Origin of the sequence: Pseudomonas delhiensis (assembly GCF_900187975.1) — a bacterium.
GTDB classification, from domain to species: Bacteria; Pseudomonadota; Gammaproteobacteria; order Pseudomonadales; family Pseudomonadaceae; genus Pseudomonas; species Pseudomonas delhiensis.
The window spans coordinates 91,773-109,333 of record NZ_FZPC01000014.1; the positions used below are offsets into that span (position 1 = coordinate 91,773).

A 17,561-nucleotide genomic window follows, 5' to 3' on the forward strand; every position below is an offset into this window, starting at 1 on the left:
CTCCGCCTTTGGGTTCCAGGGTTCAAGCATGGACCTTTTTGTGTCGGATGATCCAGCCTTGCGGGGCGATGGGTGCCCCTTTCATCACCTTTGACTTTAGGTTTTATTCATAACTACATGATTTTTAATTGAAATTTATATTCCAGAAATGACTTTAACTTGGGCGCTCTCCTGGCCACCCGAGAGCAGGCTACAGGCCTTGCCCCGCCTGGGCTCCGGCCGCCTTGAGGCAGACGGGAAAAGCTACAGCTCTTTTAGTTGTTTCTTGAAGTGGCTCTTAACTAGTTGATATTCAATTGAAATTTTTCTTTAAAAGCATGGATTTCCTTACCTTTCAGAAGATTTTACATTCGAAAAATAATGTAACTGATTGAAAATCAATAAAAATTTATATTTTAGGTTTTGGCCTGCCCCCCAAACGAACGCAGACCGGGCGACGCCACTGGCTCGCCCGGCCGGCACCGACCTCGGGGGCCTCAGAAGTCGACGGTGGCGGACACCCGCAGGGTGCGCGGCTCGCCCTGGGTCAGGTAGCCGCCGATGGTGGAGGCCCAGTAGGCCTCGTTGGCCACGTTCTCCAGGTTGGCGCGCAGGGTCACGTCGCGCTGTTCCACCTTGAAGCGGTAGCGGGCGCCCAGGTCGACGCGGGTCCAGGCCGGGATGCTCAGGTTGTTGGCCTGGTCCAGGTACTGGCCGCCGGTACGCAACAGGCGGCCGTTGACCGCCAGGCCGTCGATGCCGGGCACGTCCCAGTCGGCGCCGAGGTTGTACTGGAACTGCGGCACGCCGATGGCGCGGTTGCCGTCGTTGGCGCCGCCGGCGGTGTTGCGCAGCTCGGTGTCGATCCAGGTGGCGCCGGCCAGCAGGCGCAGGCCGTCCAGCGGTTCGCCGAACAGGTTCAGCTCGACGCCGCGGTTGCGCTGCTCGCCATCGACGCTGAAGACCTTGGTGTCCGGGTCGGTGACGCTGGTGGGCTGTTCGATGCGGTAGAACGCCAGGTTGCCGCCGTAGCTGCCGAAGTCCAGCTTGGCGCCCACCTCGACCTGTTTGGAGCGCTGCGGGGCGAACACCTCGCCGACGTTGACCGCGGTGGAGGGCGCGGTGGGGCCGGCGGCCAGGCCTTCGATGCGGTTGGCGTACAGCGACAGGTAGTCGGTGGGCTTGACCACGATGCCGTACACCGGCGTGGTGATGGATTCGCGGTAGTCGGCGTTGCGCACGCCGGCGTAGCTCCAGCCGTCGGTGCCGATGCTCTGGCGGCGCACGCCGAGGGTCAGCAGCACGCGGTCGTCGAGAAAGCCCAGGGTGTCGGAGGCGGCGGCGCTGCGGTTGCGCGTCTTGCCGACGATGCCGGGGTCGTTGTAGTCGTCGCCGGAGTAGGTGGTGGCCGGCTTGGCCACCTGCACGGGGTGGTACAGGTTGGCCGGGAACTTGCTCAGGGCCATGCGGTAGGCGCTGCGCTGTTCGGCCCAGATGCCGGCCAGGCCGAGGTTCATCTGGTGGCTCACCGGGCCGGTCTGGAAGCGGCCGTTGAGGCCGGCCAGGGCGCTCCTGTTGTCTTCGTCGTGGGTGGCGTCCATGGTGCCGCCGCCGGCGCCGCCGTTGTCGTCGCTCAGGGTCAGCGAGGAATAGGTGCCGTTCTCGCGGGTGTGCTTGGCGCCGCCGGCGAGGTAGGCGGTCCAGTTGTCGTTGAGGTCGTATTCGCCGCGGAACATGCCGTAAGTGTCTTCCAGCTGCGAGTAGCTCCAGGCCTGGCCGTAGTTGCTGCCGGCGTCGGGGGCGTGGGGGATGCTGGTGACGCCGCTGCCGACGTAGACCACCGGGCGGCCCTGGTTGATGCGCTGCTTCTGGTAGCCGAAGTCGCCGCTCAGGCGTAGGCGCTCGCCGCGGTAGTCGAGGTTGACGCTGGCCAGCTTGTAGCGCTGGGCGTTATCGTCGATGGCGGTGTCGCCCTCGCGCTGGGCCAGGTTGAGCCGCGCGCCGAAGCGGTTGTCCTCGCCGAAGCGCTGGCCCAGGTCGAGGTGTTCGCCGACCTGGCTGTCGCTGCCGTAGTCCAGGCTCAGGCTGCGGGTGGGGACGTCATCGGCGTGCTTGGTCTGCAGGTTCACCGCGCCGCCGATGCCGCTGCCGCTGGGCGTCACGCCGTTGATGAAGGCGTTGGGGCCCTTGAACAGCTCGACGCGCTCCAGCGACTCGGTGCCGATGATCTGCCGCGGCGTCACGCCGTACAGGCCGTTGAGCGAGACGTCGTCGGTGCTCAGCGGCAGGCCGCGGATGACGAAGACCTGGGAGAAGTTGCCGTAGCCGTTGCCCTGGCGCACCGCGGCGTCGTTGAGCAGCACGTCGCCGACGGTCTGCGCCTGCTGGTCGCGGATGGTCTGCGCGGTGTAGCTGGAGAAGGCGAAGGGCACGTCCTGCATGTCCTGGTTGCCCAGCATGCCCAGCCGGGCGCCGCGGGCCACCTGGCCGCCGCTGTAGGCCGGCGGCAGCTCGCCGGGGGCCTGGGCCACGGCGCTGACGGTGGTGGCGCCCATTTCCAGGGCCTCGCCGTCCCGGGCGATGGGCTCCACGCCATAGCCGCTGGGCTTGCGGACCAGGCGGTAGCCGCTGCCTTCGAGCAGCCGGCCGAGGCCGTCTTCGGCGTCGTAGCTGCCCTTGAGGCCGTCGCTGTGGCGGGCGTTCAGGGTGGCGGCCTCGAAGGCCAGCGGCACGCCGGCCTGGGCGGCGAAGCGCGCCAGCACCTCGCCCAGCGGGCCGGGGGCGATGTCGTACTGGCGTTGCACGCTGGCGGTCTCCGCGGCCAGGGCGGGCAGGGCGGCGCCGTGCAGGGCCAGGCCGATGGCCAGGGCGAGGGTGTGGGGCTTGAGGCGGAGGCGGGTGGTCATGCGCTGATCCTGTCGGCGGGAGGCGTGGATGGGTTGTTTCCTCCTTCACCGGACGAGCAGGAAAAAGGTGTCACGGCGGATGAAAATTTTTCCGGGGCCTCAGGCGGGCTCCAGGGTCACCCAGTAGCGCGTCAGGCGGCTGACCTTCAGCGGCAGCATGTCGGCCAGCAGGCGCAGGCCGGCGTCGTCGTTGCCCAGGGGAATGGCGCCGCTGACGCGCAGCCCGGCCAGCTGCGGCGCGCAGCGCAGCACGCCGCTGCGGTAGCGGCCCAGTTCGGCCAGCAGGGCGTCCAGGCGCATGTCCTGGGCCAGCAGCATGCCGTTCTCCCAGCTGCTGGCGTTGGCGTCCGCCGGCTGCACGGCCTGCAGGGCGCTGGCGCTGAACAGCAGTTGCTGGCCGGCCTCGACCTGGCGGTGCGCGGCGCTGGCGAAGGGCTCCACGGCGACGCTGCCTTCCAGCACGGCCACCCGGCAAGCCTCGCCCAGGTCGCGCACCGCGAAGCGCGCGCCGGCGGTGCGCAGCAGGCCCTGGCGGCTTTCCACCAGGAACGGCCGCGGCTCGGGCGCCGGGTCGGCATGGGTGGCGACGAGGATTTCCCCCTCGAGCAGGCGCAGGCGGCGTTCCTGCGGGGTGAAGCGGATGTCCACGGCGCTGCCGGTGTTGAGCGTCAGCAGGCTGCCGTCGGGCAGTTGCACGCGCTTGCGCTCGCCGGTGGCGGTGCGCTGGTCGGCGCTCCATTCGGCCCAGGGCAGCTGGCGCGCCGCCAGCCAGGCCGCGGGCGCCACCGCCAGCAGCAGGCCCAGGCGGTTGAGCATCTGCCGCCGGCTCGGGCCGCGCTCGCCCAGGCGCTGCAGGCTCTGCCGGCCCATGCCCGGGGGCAACTGGTGCAGGCCGCCGAGCAGGCTTTCCGCGCGGCGCCAGGCCTCGGCGTGCTGGGCGCTGCGCCCGCGCCATTGCTCGATGGATTGCTCGATGGCCTGCAGGTCGGCGGCGCTGGCCGGGCGTTCGCCCAGGCGCACCAGCCAGTCGGCGGCTTCGCCGAGGATGCGCGGGTCCAGCGTCTGCTCGTGCATCAGGCCAGGCTCAGGCAGGCGATGAAGGCCGCGCGCATGTAGCGCTTGACGGTCGCCAGGGACAGCCCCAGGCGCTCGGCGATGGCCGGGTAGGTGAGGCCGTCCAGCTGCGAGAGCAGGAAGGCTTCGCGGGTCAGGGGCGGCAGTTCGCCCAGCGCCGCGTCGATGCGCTCCAGGGTTTCCAGGATCAGCTCGCGGGCTTCCGGGCCGGGGGCCTGTTCCCCGGGCAGCGCGGCCAGGGCCTCGAGGTAGGCGCGCTCGATCTCCTGGCGGCGCCAGCGGTCCACCAGCAGCCCCTTGGCGATGTGGGTGAGCAGCGCCCGCGGGCGTTCGCCGATGTCGCCCGGCGGCCGGCGCAGCAGGCGCAGGAAGGTGTCCTGGGCCAGGTCGGCGGCATCCCAGGCGTTGCCCAGGCGGCCGCGCAGCCATTGCTGCAGCCAGCCGTGGTGGCGTTCGTAGAGGCTGTGCAGGTGTTGTTCGGCGGAGGGTTCGGCGAATGCCACGGTGTCGTGCGCCAGATGATCATTTGCGAATGACTCTCATTTTATGTCGGTTCCGCCGCTGGGCGCAATGCCACGACGCCGCAGCCGGTCGGCGCGCGTGCCGAGCGCTGCCATCTGCACTGGCATTGCCACGCAGACGCGCTACCTTCAGCCTGTCCCGAATGCAAAATTCGCGGGTTTGCCTTCCTCGGCGGACGGCACCGTCGTTCGCGGTCGAAACCTCAGCCATCCAGAGATACGGAGCAGATCATGGCTCGCACCACGCCCATCGAGCTTTATCGCAACATCGGCATAGTCGCGCACGTGGACGCCGGCAAGACCACCACCACCGAGCGCATCCTGTTCTACACCGGCGTCAACCACAAGATGGGCGAGGTGCACGACGGGGCGGCGACCATGGACTGGATGGTGCAGGAGCAGGAGCGCGGCATCACCATCACCTCGGCGGCCACCACCGCCTTCTGGCAGGGCTCGACCAAGCAGTACCCGCACAAGTACCGCTTCAACATCATCGACACCCCCGGCCACGTCGACTTCACCATCGAGGTGGAGCGCTCGCTGCGCGTGCTCGACGGCGCCGTGGTGGTGTTCAGCGGCGCCGACGGCGTCGAACCGCAGTCCGAGACGGTGTGGCGCCAGGCCAACAAGTACCACGTGCCGCGCCTGGCCTACGTGAACAAGATGGACCGCCAGGGCGCCGACTTCCTGCGGGTGGTCGAGCAGATCAGGCGCCGCCTGGGCCACGACCCGGTGCCGATCCAGCTGGCCATAGGCGCGGAGGAGAACTTCAGCGGGCAGATCGACCTGGTGAAGATGAAGGCCATCTACTGGAACGACGACGACCAGGGCACCAGCTACCGCGAGGAGGAGATTCCCGCCGAGTTGCAGGGCCTGGCCGCGGAATGGCGCGCGCACATGGTCGAGGCCGCCGCCGAGGCCAACGACGAGCTGATGAACAAGTACCTCGAAGGCGAGGAGCTGAGCCAGGAGGAGATCAAGGCCGGCCTGCGCCAGCGCACCCTGGCCAACGAGATCGTCCCGGCGGTGCTGGGCTCCTCGTTCAAGAACAAGGGCGTGCCCCTGGTGCTGGACGCGGTGATCGACTACCTGCCGGCGCCCTCGGAAATCCCGGCGATCAAGGGCACCCACCCGGACGACGAGGAGAAGCACGACGAGCGCCACGCCGACGACAGCGAGCCGTTTTCCTCGCTGGCCTTCAAGATCGCCACCGACCCCTTCGTCGGCACCCTGACCTTCGCCCGCGTCTACTCAGGTGTGCTGAGCAGCGGCGACGCGGTGCTCAACTCGGTGAAGGGCAAGAAGGAGCGCGTCGGGCGGATGGTGCAGATGCACGCCAACCAGCGCGAGGAGATCAAGGAGGTGCGCGCCGGCGACATCGCCGCGCTGATCGGCATGAAGGACGTGACCACCGGCGACACCCTGTGCGCCATCGACAAGCCGATCATCCTCGAACGCATGGACTTCCCCGACCCGGTGATCTCGGTGGCGGTGGAGCCCAGGACCAAGGCCGACCAGGAGAAGATGGGCATCGCCCTGTCCAAGCTGGCCCAGGAGGACCCCTCGTTCCGCGTCAAGACCGACGAGGAGACCGGGCAGACCATCATCTCCGGCATGGGCGAGCTGCACCTGGACATCATCGTCGACCGCATGCGCCGCGAGTTCAACGTCGAGGCCAACATCGGCAAGCCGCAGGTGGCCTACCGCGAGGCGATCCGCAGGAGGTGCGAGATCGAGGGCAAGTTCGTCCGCCAGTCCGGCGGCCGCGGCCAGTTCGGCCACTGCTGGATCCGCTTCGAGCCGGGCGACGAGGGCAAGGACGGCCTGGAGTTCCACAACGAGGTCGTCGGCGGGGTGATCCCCCGCGAGTTCATCCCGGCGATCCAGAAGGGCATCGAGGAGCAGATGCACAACGGCGTGCTCGCCGGCTACCCGCTGATCGGCCTGAAGGCGACGGTGTACGACGGTTCCTACCACGACGTCGACTCCAGCGAGATGGCCTTCAAGATCGCCGCCTCCATGGCCACCAAGCAGCTCTCGCAGAAGGGCGGCGCGGTGCTGCTGGAGCCGGTGATGAAGGTCGAGGTGGTGACCCCCGAGGACTACATGGGCGACGTGATGGGCGACCTGAACCGCCGCCGTGGCCTGATCCAGGGCATGGAGGACACCCCGGCGGGCAAGGTGATCCGCGCCGAGGTGCCGCTGGGCGAGATGTTCGGCTACGCCACCGACGTGCGCTCGATGTCCCAGGGCCGCGCCAGCTACTCCATGGAGTTCACCAGGTACGCCGAGGCGCCGGCGAACATCGCCGATGCCATCGTGAAGAAGAACAACGGCTGAGCCCCTGGTGAAAGAAGAACGGCGCCTGTGGGCGCCGTTTTTCATTCGGGGAAGGGGACGAATAGCCGTTCGCGGTTATCCGCTGCCGGCCGTGCCACCAGGGCGTCCGGCGTGGCCGGTGAGTCCAATCGCGGACGGAGTCCGCTCCTACGCTGGCCAAGCCATGCCATTCCCCTGTAGGAGCGCGCCCTGCGCGCGAATCGCGGGCAGGGCCCGCTCCTACGACCGTGCTTCCTGGAACCGTAGGAGCGGACTCTGTCCGCGATTCGGCGGATAACGCCGTAGGCGTTATGCGCCCTACGGGAGCCTCGTGGTTCCGCACCACACCGAACGGATAACGCAGCGTCAGCCGGCACGTTCGTAGGGCGAATAACCGTTCGCGGTTATCCGCCGTTGGTCGTGCCACCGGAGCGTCCGGCGTGGCGGATGCCAATCGCGGACGGAGTCCGCTCCTGCGCTGGCCAAGCCATGCCATTCCCCTGTAGGAGCGCGCCCTGCGCGCGAATCGCGGGCAGGGCCCGCTCCTACGACCGTGCTTCCTGGAACCGTAGGAGCGGACTCTGTCCGCGATTCGGCGGATAACGCCGTAGGCGTTATGCGCCCTATGGGAACCCGGGAGCCTCGTGGTTCCGCACCACACCGGACGGATAACGCAGCGCCAGCCGGCACGTTCGTAGGGCGAATAACCGTTCGCGGTTATCCGCCGTTGGCGCCATCAGGACCGGTACAGCATCGGCCTGCGCAGGCGCAGGTAGCTGTAGCCCTCGCGGACCATGGCGATGCGTTCCGGCTCGAGGTCGGCGATCAGCAGCTCCCCGGCCTGCCTGGCCCGGGCGATCACCTGGCCGTCCGGGGCCACCACGCAGCTCAGGCCGCAGTATTCCAGCTCGCCTTCGCGGCCCTGGAAGTTGGCGTAGGCGAGGAACACCTGGTTCTCGTAGGCACGGGTGGGCACCAGTACCTGGCAGACGAACTCGTAGGGGTGCATGTTGGCCGTGGGCACCAGCACCAGGTCGGCGCCGGCCAGGGCCAGGGTGCGCACCGCCTCGGGGAACTCGACATCGAAGCAGATCAGCAGGCCGAGCTTCCAGCCGTCCAGCTCGACGATCGCCGGCGACTCGTCCGAGGGACTGAACTGGTCGCGGTCGAGGTCGCCGTACAGGTGCGTCTTGCGGTAGTTGGCGCGGCGCTCGCCCTGGCGGTCGATCAACTGGACGCTGTTGAAGGGCGCGCCGTCGGGGTTGCGTTCCGGGTAGCCGTAGAGGATGCCCAGGTCGAATTCCCGGGCGATCCCGGCCACGGTTTCGGCGATGGCGCCGTCGGCAGCTTCGGCCAGGGCGGCGACGCGTTCGGCGCCGATGTTGTAGCCGCTGGCGTACATTTCCGGGCAGACCAGCAGGTCTGCGCTTTGGGCGGCCGCGCGTTGCGCGGCCTCGCGCAGCCGGCGCAGGTTGCCGGGCAGGTCATCGGGCCCCGGGGGGCATTGGTAGAGGGCGAGACGCATGGCGCTTCCTCCTTGGTCAATCGGGCAGGGCCACGGGGCCCAGTTCGGCATAGCGGTCGCCGGGGCCGGGGTTGTCCGGGTGGGTGGCGCCGCCGAAGTGGTGCAGGATGCCCCACACGGCGTTGAGCGAGGTCTGTACCGCGCCTTCGACCCAGGCCGGGGTCCAGGATACATCGTCGCCGGCGATGAAGATGCCGCGCTGCTCGGCGGGCAACTCGTCCTGCATGAAGTGCGAGTACATGCGGTGGTTGTAGCGGTAGTGGCCGGGCAGGGCGCCCTTGAAGGCGCCGAGGAAGTGCGGGTCGGCCTCCCAGGACACGGTGATGGGGTTGCCGATGACGTGGCTGGCGATGTCCACCTTCGGGTAGACCTTCTTCAGGGCATCCAGCGCAAGCTGCACGCGCTTCTCCACCGGGTGCGGGAGCATCTTCATGGCGTCGCTCATCCAGGAGTAGGACAGGCAGATCACCCCGGGCTTGTCGTCGCCGTTGTCGAACAGGTAGGTGCCGCGGGTCAGGCGGTCGGTGAGGGTCATGCTCATGACGTCGCGGCCGGTCTGCGGGTCCTTGTCCTTCCAGAACGGCCGGTCGACCATGACGAAGGTCTTCGACGACTGCATGTAGCGGGTGCGGTCCAGGGCCATCCACATCTTCTGCGAGAACAGCGCTTCCTCGCATTCGATCTGGGTGGTCAGCAGCCAGCTCTGGCAGGTGGTCAGCACCGCGGCGTACTCGCGGGTGTCGCCCCAGTAGTCGGTGACCGCCAGGTTGTCGCTGGCGGCGCGGGCGATCTTCTTCACCCCCGGGCGCGGCGCGCCGTTGTGCAGCCTGGCCAGGGACGTGCCGGCCGGCCAGTGCGCGCACTGTTCCGGCACGTGGTTCCAGATGCCGCGCGGCACCTGCTCGACGCCGCCCACCACCAGGTGCTGGTGGTCGTCGCAGTTGGTCATCACCACGCGGAAGATTTCCAGCATCGAGTTGGGGAAGTCCGAGTCCCAGCCGCCGGTGCCGAAGCCGACCTGGCCGAAGATCTCGCGGTGGTGGAAGGACAGGCGCGAGAAGGCCTTGGAGGTGGCGACGAAGTCATAGAAGGTGCGGTCGTCCCACAGCGGAACCAGCTCGTCCCACAGCGCCTTGAGCTTGATGGTGTCGCGCGCGCGGATGGCGTCCTGGATCTCGGAGAAGCGCGCACCGTCCTCCAGGGCGTCGGCCCAGGCCTGGGCGACCTCGCGGAAGATCGGCGGCAGGTCGTCGATCTTCTCCGCGTAGTGGCTGGTGCCTTCCAGGTCCACCACGGTGCTGCCGGAGGCCGGCGTCAGCGGGTTGGGGAAGGGCCTGGTCTGCAGGCCGAGCTTGTCGACGTAGTGGTAGAAGGCCGTGCTGGAGACCGGGAAGCGCATGCCGCCCAGCTCGGCGATGATGCCGTCGGCGCCCTCGAAGGGCTCCGAGCGCAGCCGGCCGCCCAGCTTCGAGGCCTCGTAGACCACCGGCTTCAGGCCCAGCTTCATCAGTTCGTAGGCCGCCACCAGGCCGGCGATGCCGGCGCCGACGATGGCCACTTCCTTGCCGTGGTTGTGCGCCGGGATGCTGCCCAGGCCCGCCGGGTGTTCCAGCCAGTCGTCGAAGGCGAAGGGAAAGTCCGGGCCGAAGATGGTCACCGGTTGCTTGCCGGGGGTGTGGGGGTGGCGGTTGTCGTGCATTTGTCTCTCCCAACGGTTCTGGCGTGCCTGGTCCTTGTTCCAGCATTGCCCAGGCCGGTGTCTCTTGCACCGCCGCACGCGCTCCGCGGCCGGCCTTCCGATGGATGGCGCGGCGCGGAGAGGGCAAGCCTGGCCAGGCTTGTCGGCCGGCCCTGGCGGGCCGGCGCTGGTGCACATGGTGGCAAAGCCGGTCGTTGAAATGAATCCGCCAATCTGCAAAATGACGAGTCTATTCAAGGCAATTAAAGCGATGGATCAGGCAAAATGACGAAAAGCGCCGATGCGGCCCTGCTCAACCTCCTGCGCGCCAACGCCCGCGAGTCGGTTTCCGAACTGGCGCGCAAGCTCGGGGTGTCGCGCTCCACGGTGCAGAGCCGGATCGAGCGCCTGGAGCAGCAGGGCGTCATCAGCGGCTATTCGGTCAAGGTGGCCGACAGCTACGCGCAGTCGCTGGTGCGCGCCCACGTGCTGGTGACCGCGCTGCCCAAGCTGTCGCACCCGGTGGTGCAGGCGCTGGAGAAGATCCCCGAGGTGAAGACGCTGCACTCGGTGAGCGGCCAGTTCGACATGATCGCCATCGTCGAAGCCCTGTCGATCCGCGACCTGGATGCCTTGCTCGACCGCATAGGCGCGCTGGACGGCGTGGAGCGCACCATGTCCTCGATCATCCTCTCCACCCGCATCGACCGCTGAGCCCGGCGGCGCCAATGGACTCCCGCAATAGCGCCGCATTGGCTATTCGGCGGGCGCGGCGCGGACGCTAAGGTGGGCCCATTCCCGCCACCGGCGGGCCCCACTGGAGAGAACCATGAGTGCACGTATCGAATGGGCCGGGCAGTCCCCCGAGGCCTACAAGGCCATGGTGCCCTGAAGCGGCCGCCGGGAGCGGGGCGAAGGCGTCCGCGCGGGCGCCTTTGGCGCTCAAGCAGAGAGGCCGGGGGCAAGTCAAGCGAAACGAGCGCAGGGATGAGATCGTTTCGGCATCGACCTTATAGGAAAACGGTCAATGGGCGCGTCAAGATATTGCTAGCTTTACAACTTGAAGCGCCAAGTTTCTGTTTTATAAAGTTTTTCAAAAAAATGGCGCCAAGGAAGGGAGCATGCTTGAAGCCGCGTCGAAGCGACGTCGTCTGCTGGTGGTCGATCCGTGTGACGACTGCCAGAGATTATTACCCGGACTCCGGGCAGCAGGGTGGGAGGTAGACAGTTGCGGGCTCGACGTGGCGAGCGAACACAACTGCGACGTCGGCCTGCTGCGCCTGCATCCGCAACACCTGGAGCGCCCGGAGTCGGTGAAGGACCTCATCACCCGCAGCGGCACCGAGTGGATCGCGGTGCTCAGCCCGGACGCACTGCCCATCCAGGAGGTGGGCGATTTCGTCTGCGAATGGTTCTTCGACTTCCACACCCTGCCGTTCGACGTGGCGCGGGTGCAGGTCACCCTCGGCCGCGCCTTCGGCATGGCGCGCCTGCGCGGGCGCGGCGGCACCTACCACAGCCTGGAGCACCAGCACGAGCTGCTCGGCGAAAGCCGCTCGATGCAGGAGTTGCGCCGCCTGCTGGCGAAGTTCGCGCCCACCGAGTCGCCGGTGCTGATCCGCGGCGAGAGCGGCACCGGCAAGGAGCTGGTGGCGCGCACCCTGCACCGCCAGTCGCGGCGGGCCAACCGGCCGTTCATCGCGATCAACTGCGGGGCCATCCCCGAGCACCTGATCCAGTCCGAGCTGTTCGGCCACGAGAAGGGCGCCTTCACCGGCGCGCACCAGCGCAAGATCGGCCGCTTCGAGCAGGCCAACGGCGGCACCCTGTTCCTCGACGAGATCGGCGACCTGCCCCTGGAGCTGCAGGCCAACCTGCTGCGGGTGCTGCAGGAGAAGCAGATCGAGCGCGTCGGCGGCAGCCAGCCCATCGCCGTGGACGTGCGGGTGCTGGCGGCCACCCACCTGGACCTGGAGAACGCCATCCGCACCGGCGGCTTCCGCGAGGACCTGTACTACCGCCTGAACGTGCTGCAGGTGTCCACCCTGCCGCTGCGCGAGCGCAATGGCGACCTGGCGCTGCTGGCCAACCATTTCGCCCACCTCTATAGCGTCGAGACCGGCCGCCGCCCGCGGCGCTTCAGCGACGACGCGCTGGCGGCGATGGCCGAGCACGCCTGGCCGGGCAACGTGCGCGAACTGGCCAACCGCGTGCGCCGCGGCCTGGTGCTGGCCGAAGGAAGGCAGATCGAGGCCCGCGACCTGGGCCTGGAGCGCCAGCGCGGCGGCTCCGGCAAGGTGCCGCTGGTGACCCTGGAGGAGTACAAGCTGGGCGCCGAGCGCCAGGCCATGTGCGACGCCCTGGCCCGCCACGGCGACAACCTGAGCCTGGCGGCGCGCATGCTGGGCATCTCGCGGCCGACCTTCTACCGCCTGCTGCACAAGCACCAGCTGCGCTGAGCGCCGCGCCGTAACGACAACGGCCCCTTTCGGGGCCGTTGTCGTGTGCGGGGGATCAGAAGTAGTAGGGGAACTTGACGCTGAAGCTGAAGTCCGGGGCATCGGGGCTGATGCCGATGGACAGGTTCGGCACTATGGTCAGGTTGTTGCTCCAGGCGTAGGTCAGGCCCCAGTTGAAGTAGGCGGCGTTGGCGTCGCTGTCGGTGATCGACTGCCAGTCGCCGCCGTCGGGCTTGAGCTTGCTCTTCTGCGAGATCAGGTCGGAGAAGGAGAACGACATGCTGGTCCTCTCGTTCAGCGCGAAGGCCACGCCGGCGCCGACCTGGAACCAGTCGCCCAGGTCCACCTTGCCGCCGAGCTTGGTGCCCTGCTGCGGGCTGATGTCGCTGAAGTCGCGCTCGAAGTTGTGGGTGTAGCTCAGGCTGGCGAAGAGCACCGCCGGGTCGACGGTCTTGACCAGCGACAGGCCCGGGGTGATCGACCAGACGCCGTTGCCGGTGGGCAGGTCGTCGGGCACGTTGAGGCTGTCGTTGTCCGGTGCGCGGACCAGCTTGATGCCGTACGGGTCCTTGCCGGTGGGGGCTTTCACCCGCAGGCTGAACACCGCGTCCGGGCGCGACTCGGTCTCGTCCATGAACTTGTAGGCGATGCCGAGGTTGACGTCGCCCAGGGTCGGGTCGCGGTCGACCTTCTCGTCGGTGGACTGCGCCGTGGAGTTGCCGGCGCCGGCCGAGGAGTAGGTGCTTTCGCGGTAGACCACGGGCACGTTGATGTCGAACTGCCAACGGTTGTTCCAGTTGTAGCGGCCGGTCAGGTCCAGGGTCCAGTTGTCGGCCTTGATGTTGTCCACGCCGATGTTGCCCAGGAAGATGGTGTCCAGCGCCAGGAAGCCGTTGAGGATCAGCTGCTTGGTGTCGTAGTGGGTGTAGGTCAGGCCCGTCTCGAAGCTGAAGGCGCCGTTGCCGAAGAAGCCGCTGGCCTCGTCGTAGAGGTTCTCCACGCTCTTGGGCGGGTTGTTGCTGTCGTCCTTGAGCGATTCGCCGTAGGAGCTTCCGGTGCCCGGCGGCGTCGGCTTGTTGGTGGAGGTGACCAGCCGCTTGGGCTGCGCCGGGGTGGCCGGCTGCTCCTCGACCTGGCGAACCCGCTGCTCGAGCACCATGAGCGCTTTCTGTTGCGACTCGTAGCGTTGCTTGAGCTCGATGAGTTCCTGTTTCAGAGCCTCCACCTCGGCCTCCGTCGCAGCATGGACGAAGGCCGAGGGGAGCAAAGCGGATACACAGATTGCGGTGCGAAGCGAGAGCGATCGGTGCATGGCGCGCTATCCCTATCTTTATCGTTGGGGCACTGCTTCCGCCACTGAGCGTAGATCACATTCCCATGGATCGCAGGCCCTTGAGCTGGTCGAGATTGCAATCCAGCGCACCGACGGAAGGTGCGTTGTTACGCAGGACCACGTTCAGCTGGGTGAGGTTGTTGACCAGGTTGCTGCTACCCAGCAGGTTGGTGGCCTGCACCAGGCCGCCGGCCCCCAGTTGCTGGAGGCTGGAGCCTTGGCCGTTGGCGTTGATCGCCAACTGGATGTTCCCGTTGCCGGGGGAGACGGTGACGGTGCCGGCGCCGTTGCTGGCGCTGACCGGGCCGTTCAGGGGCGTGCCCTGGTTGCTTGCGGGGGGCGCCTGGTCGGCTTCGCTCACGTTGATGCCGACATTGTTGTAGGCGGTGTTGTAGTCACCCGCGGAGCGCGTGCTCTGGGTGACGCCCTGGGTCTGGTTGAGCCCCGCGCCACCGACGATGCTGCCGGTCGCGGCCGAAGGTGTGCCGCCGTTGCCGGTTTCCTTGGTGGTGGTGACGTAGAACTGCGGTTTGATGGTGGACTGCTGGACCTGCATGCTCACCTTGGCGCCGATGTTGTCGCCCACGGCGTTCTTCCAGGTACTGCTCATGACGATGCCGAAGCTGATGATGCGCCCGGGCATGACGTAGCGGCCGCGCAACTGGGCCAGCTCCTGGTCGTGCAGCTCGATCGGCCGGAACACCTCGGCGGCCTGGATCGGCAGGCTGGCCACCAGGCAGGCGGTGGCGAGCAGCGGAATGGTTCTCATCGTTCGCTCCCCGAGAGGATCCCACCCCTCGTTATCGTTTGTGGCTCACAGGAAGTCGCTCTGGATGAATCCGAAATCCATGAGCTCCGCGTCCTTGACGGGGCGGAAGGTATCGAGGCGGTTCTTGGCGGTCAGCGGTTCCGGCGGGTTCATCAGGGCGTTCGCCCTGTCGTAGCCGGGGCCGATGATGGCGAAGATGATGCCGTTCCAGCCCTTGAGAAAATCGTCTTCCTTGTAGCGCTTGTGGCCGAGCACGGGGTCGCCCACGTAGACGTAGCCGTTGTGCGTGCGCTGCAGCACGACGAAGTGCTTGTAGCCACGCACGTCCAGCAGCACGATCACCGGAATGGTCAGTTTCTCCAGCGAGGAGATCGGGATGCGGTAGCCGCGGGCCCGCATGCCGATGCTTTCCAGGTAGGTCTTCATGTCCAGCATCGAGAAGCCCTGGGTCCGCACCAGTTGGGGGTCGGCCTTGACCAGCATGCCGCGGATGACGAACTCCTCGTCCACGTCGAGGTTGTAGCCGGTGCGCAGGATGGTGGCCAGGGCGGCGGCGCCGCAGCTGAAGTCGGTCTTCTGCTCCACCAGGTTGCTGAAGCGGCGCTCGCGGATGCTCTCCACATGCTTATAGGCCAGCGTGCCCCCGGGCAGTATGGCGAAGGGCAGCTGCGCAGCCTGGATCAGGCCCGAGCAGAGTGCGAGTAGCAGGAAAACGAGCGTGCGCATGATCGTGACGCCTATGCCAGCGCTGGGAAAAGGGGAGGCTCCGTTGCCGGAGCCTCCAGGTACAGCACGATGTCGCTTAGAAGCCAGTGACAGCGCCAGTGCTTACGCAGGCCTGGCAACCGGCAGCGATGGACAGCGAGTTGCTCTGTTGGTTGCCGACGCCGGCAGCAACGTTCACGCCCACGTTACCCGACACGCCGTTGAGCGAGTTGTTGATGGAAGCGTTGTTGACGACCGGGTCCTTCCAGCCGGTGGGAACCAGGACCTGGTAGGTAGCCTGGCCACGCAGGTCGATGGTGCCCGACTCGCTGAAGTACAGCGGATCCTTGTCCACCTTGTCGTGGTCCTTGCCTTTGTTGCCGTAATGGTTGCCTTTTTCCTGATCATCCAGCACTACGCCCGAGCCATGGCCCTTGTAGGTGCCATGGGCGTAGAAGCTGGACTTGAGGGTCTTGGTATCGAAGGTGGCGATACCCAGGTTGGCGACGTTGTTGCCAGTGGAGGTCTGGCTGGCGCCACTGCTGGCACCGGCCAGGCGCCCACCGGAAACGGCGGCAGCCATGTCGTTTTTCTGTTGGTTGTAGTTGCCGGCGGCGATGTTGATGCCGACGTTGCCCGAGGCGCCGTTGGCCGAGCTGTTCAGCGCGGCGTTGTTGGCGGTGGAGAAGTTCCAGGCGGTGTTGTTGGCGTTGCCTTGGGTCACGGAGGTGGCCGCATAGGCGGAACCGAAGATGAACTGCTCATCCGCGGTGGCCAGGGCGGCGGCATTGGCCTGCTGGTTCATGTCGCCAGCGGCGACGTTGGCCCCGACGTTGCCCGAGGCACCACCGAGCGAGCCACTGACGCCGGCGGTGTTCTTGGTCCCCTGGTTGACGACGTTGTTGTCGTAGCTGGACTGGGTATCGATGACGGTAGCGCTGGCACCGGCCGGAATCCGCGGGTCCTTGTACGGATCGTACTGCTGCTGGCCATGGTGGTTGTCATGGTCATGGCCGTGGCGACGGTCACGATCATGGTCGTTGCCTGCGTAAACACTTACAGCCATGACTGCCGTGACAGCGAAAACCAGAGGCTTGAGGGCCATTGTAGGTTTCATGGTGTATCTCCTTGCATTTAGTGTGCTTAGTGTTTCTGGTTGTTGGCGTGGGTCAGTCTGCGACCCGGATGCTCAAGGTATTGGCAAGGCGATTGCCGATACCGGCACTCTGGCTCACCTGGACCACCCCCCGGCTGCCGGCGAATGCCTGGTCGCTGGTGACGACCTGCCGACTGCCCAGGGTGGATCCGGTTGGGCCGGAGTTCTGTGACAACGTGATGTTCTGCTGGGACAGCACGTCGTCGTCGACGCTTTGCACCGCGTTGACGCTGATGCTCATGGCGTTGACCTGTTGGTTGGCGGTACCGGCGGCCTGGTTCACGCCCAGGGCGCCGCTGCCGTTGGAAAAGGAGTTGCCGGTGATCGAGGCCTTGGCGGCCTGGCTCGGGTCGGCGGTGGTGATGACCGTCTGCTGGAACCGGGTGCTGGCGCCGCCGCTGGTGCCGATGGCGATGGCCCGGCCGTTGGCCTGTTGCTGCTCGTCGCCGGCGGCCTGGTTGACGCTGGCCACGCCGTTGTAGCCGCGGCCGGCGCTGTCGATGCTGGCGTTGTTCACCAGCTGCGGGTCGGCGGCGAAGGCGCTGGAGCAGCAGAGCAGGGCGAGGAGGGTCAGGCGTGCTTTCATGTCAGCGATCTCCCGTCAGCATGCGCAGCGGCGACAGGCCCTGCTGCACGGTGCGATTGACCGAGTTGGAAATACTGGCGCCGCTGCCGCCGCCGCCCCCCAGGCTGCCGGACTGCAGCGTCTGGTTGGCGCCGTTGTCCATGCCGACCAGGTTGCCGCCGGGGAGAATCCGCTGGGTCAGGCTGGAACCGCTGGTGACGCGGGCGAAGTCAGCGTCATCCAGCTCGGCGTTGCCGAGTTGCTGGTTGACCTGGGAGGAGATGTTCGGATTGACGGTGATGGGGTTCGGGTCCGGCACCATGGTGGGGCGGGTGGCGACCCGGGGCTGTACGGTGCGCTGGATGACGATGGTGCCGTCGCCTGCCTGGACCGGTGCCGACAGCGGAACAGCGGTCAGGCACGCGAGGGAAGCGAGCAGTCCGACGATCCTTGAGTCGATGTTCCCCATGATGGCGATCCCTTCTGGTGCGCTGTGCCCTAAACAGCAGTACCGGGATGGAGCAGAAGCCGTGCCGCTTTTGCTTATCGCTTGAAATTCAGAGGCTTACGAA

The 17,561-nt window shown here is 67.0% G+C and carries 14 protein-coding genes; 3 read left to right on the forward strand and 11 right to left on the reverse strand.

The window, feature by feature from the left end; all coding sequences use genetic code 11:
• Window positions 1-476: 476 nt before the first annotated feature.
• The 3 genes from CHC02_RS14390 to CHC02_RS14400 all read right to left on the reverse strand — a co-directional run bounded on the left by CHC02_RS14390 (window position 477) and on the right by CHC02_RS14400 (window position 4,462).
• Window positions 477-2,885 (reverse strand): TonB-dependent receptor, encoded by a 2,409-nt coding sequence (locus CHC02_RS14390; RefSeq protein WP_089392139.1) that lies wholly within the window; start codon window positions 2,883-2,885, stop codon window positions 477-479.
• A gap of 99 nt (window positions 2,886-2,984) precedes the next feature.
• Window positions 2,985-3,959 carry a FecR domain-containing protein gene (locus tag CHC02_RS14395; protein ID WP_089392140.1) on the reverse strand — a complete coding sequence of 325 codons (975 nt, stop codon included), beginning with the start codon at window positions 3,957-3,959 and terminating at the stop codon, window positions 2,985-2,987.
• A complete protein-coding gene (locus CHC02_RS14400; protein ID WP_089392141.1) occupies window positions 3,959-4,462 on the reverse strand; it encodes a sigma-70 family RNA polymerase sigma factor in 504 nt (167 codons plus the stop codon). Before CHC02_RS14400 ends, CHC02_RS14395 begins: the two co-directional genes overlap by 1 nt.
• A 249-nt stretch (window positions 4,463-4,711) precedes the next feature.
• Between CHC02_RS14400 and fusA the strand changes: the two genes are divergently transcribed.
• On the forward strand, window positions 4,712-6,820 hold the full coding sequence (gene fusA / locus CHC02_RS14405) for an elongation factor G (RefSeq protein ID WP_089392142.1): 2,109 nt from the start codon (window positions 4,712-4,714) through the stop codon (window positions 6,818-6,820).
• Window positions 6,821-7,535: 715 nt separating this feature from the next.
• Here the strand turns inward: fusA and CHC02_RS14410 are convergent.
• Together CHC02_RS14410 and CHC02_RS14415 are read right to left on the reverse strand one after the other, a co-directional pair.
• Window positions 7,536-8,324, reverse strand: a complete 789-nt coding sequence (locus CHC02_RS14410; RefSeq protein ID WP_089392143.1) for a carbon-nitrogen hydrolase family protein — start codon at window positions 8,322-8,324, stop codon at window positions 7,536-7,538.
• Window positions 8,325-8,340: 16 nt separating this feature from the next.
• Window positions 8,341-10,023: a flavin monoamine oxidase family protein gene (locus CHC02_RS14415; RefSeq protein WP_089392144.1), complete on the reverse strand. Its 1,683-nt coding sequence runs from the start codon at window positions 10,021-10,023 to the stop codon at window positions 8,341-8,343.
• Between the two features lie 264 nt (window positions 10,024-10,287).
• Between CHC02_RS14415 and CHC02_RS14420 the strand changes: the two genes are divergently transcribed.
• Window positions 10,288-10,716, forward strand: a complete 429-nt coding sequence (locus CHC02_RS14420) for an Lrp/AsnC family transcriptional regulator (protein ID WP_089392145.1) — start codon at window positions 10,288-10,290, stop codon at window positions 10,714-10,716.
• Between the two features lie 407 nt (window positions 10,717-11,123).
• On the forward strand, window positions 11,124-12,461 hold the full coding sequence (locus CHC02_RS14425; protein WP_089392146.1) for a sigma-54 dependent transcriptional regulator: 1,338 nt from the start codon (window positions 11,124-11,126) through the stop codon (window positions 12,459-12,461).
• Between the two features lie 55 nt (window positions 12,462-12,516).
• Here the strand turns inward: CHC02_RS14425 and CHC02_RS14430 are convergent, their stop codons facing one another.
• The 6 genes from CHC02_RS14430 to CHC02_RS14455 all read right to left on the reverse strand — a co-directional run bounded on the left by CHC02_RS14430 (window position 12,517) and on the right by CHC02_RS14455 (window position 17,458).
• Window positions 12,517-13,773 (reverse strand): coiled-coil domain-containing protein, encoded by a 1,257-nt coding sequence (locus tag CHC02_RS14430; protein WP_089392147.1) that lies wholly within the window; start codon window positions 13,771-13,773, stop codon window positions 12,517-12,519.
• 55 nt (window positions 13,774-13,828) lie between these two features.
• Window positions 13,829-14,563 (reverse strand): hypothetical protein, encoded by a 735-nt coding sequence (locus CHC02_RS14435; protein WP_089392148.1) that lies wholly within the window; start codon window positions 14,561-14,563, stop codon window positions 13,829-13,831.
• Window positions 14,564-14,608: 45 nt separating this feature from the next.
• Window positions 14,609-15,289: a C39 family peptidase gene (locus CHC02_RS14440; RefSeq protein ID WP_089392149.1), complete on the reverse strand. Its 681-nt coding sequence runs from the start codon at window positions 15,287-15,289 to the stop codon at window positions 14,609-14,611.
• A gap of 76 nt (window positions 15,290-15,365) precedes the next feature.
• Window positions 15,366-16,385, reverse strand: coding sequence for a heme utilization protein (locus CHC02_RS14445; protein WP_089392150.1), 1,020 nt, complete (start codon window positions 16,383-16,385; stop codon window positions 15,366-15,368).
• Window positions 16,386-16,437: 52 nt separating this feature from the next.
• On the reverse strand, window positions 16,438-17,010 hold the full coding sequence (locus CHC02_RS14450; protein WP_089392151.1) for an adhesin: 573 nt from the start codon (window positions 17,008-17,010) through the stop codon (window positions 16,438-16,440).
• 1 nt (window position 17,011) lies between these two features.
• A complete protein-coding gene (locus tag CHC02_RS14455) occupies window positions 17,012-17,458 on the reverse strand; it encodes a hypothetical protein (protein WP_089392152.1) in 447 nt (148 codons plus the stop codon).
• Between the last annotated feature and the right edge of the window lie 103 nt (window positions 17,459-17,561).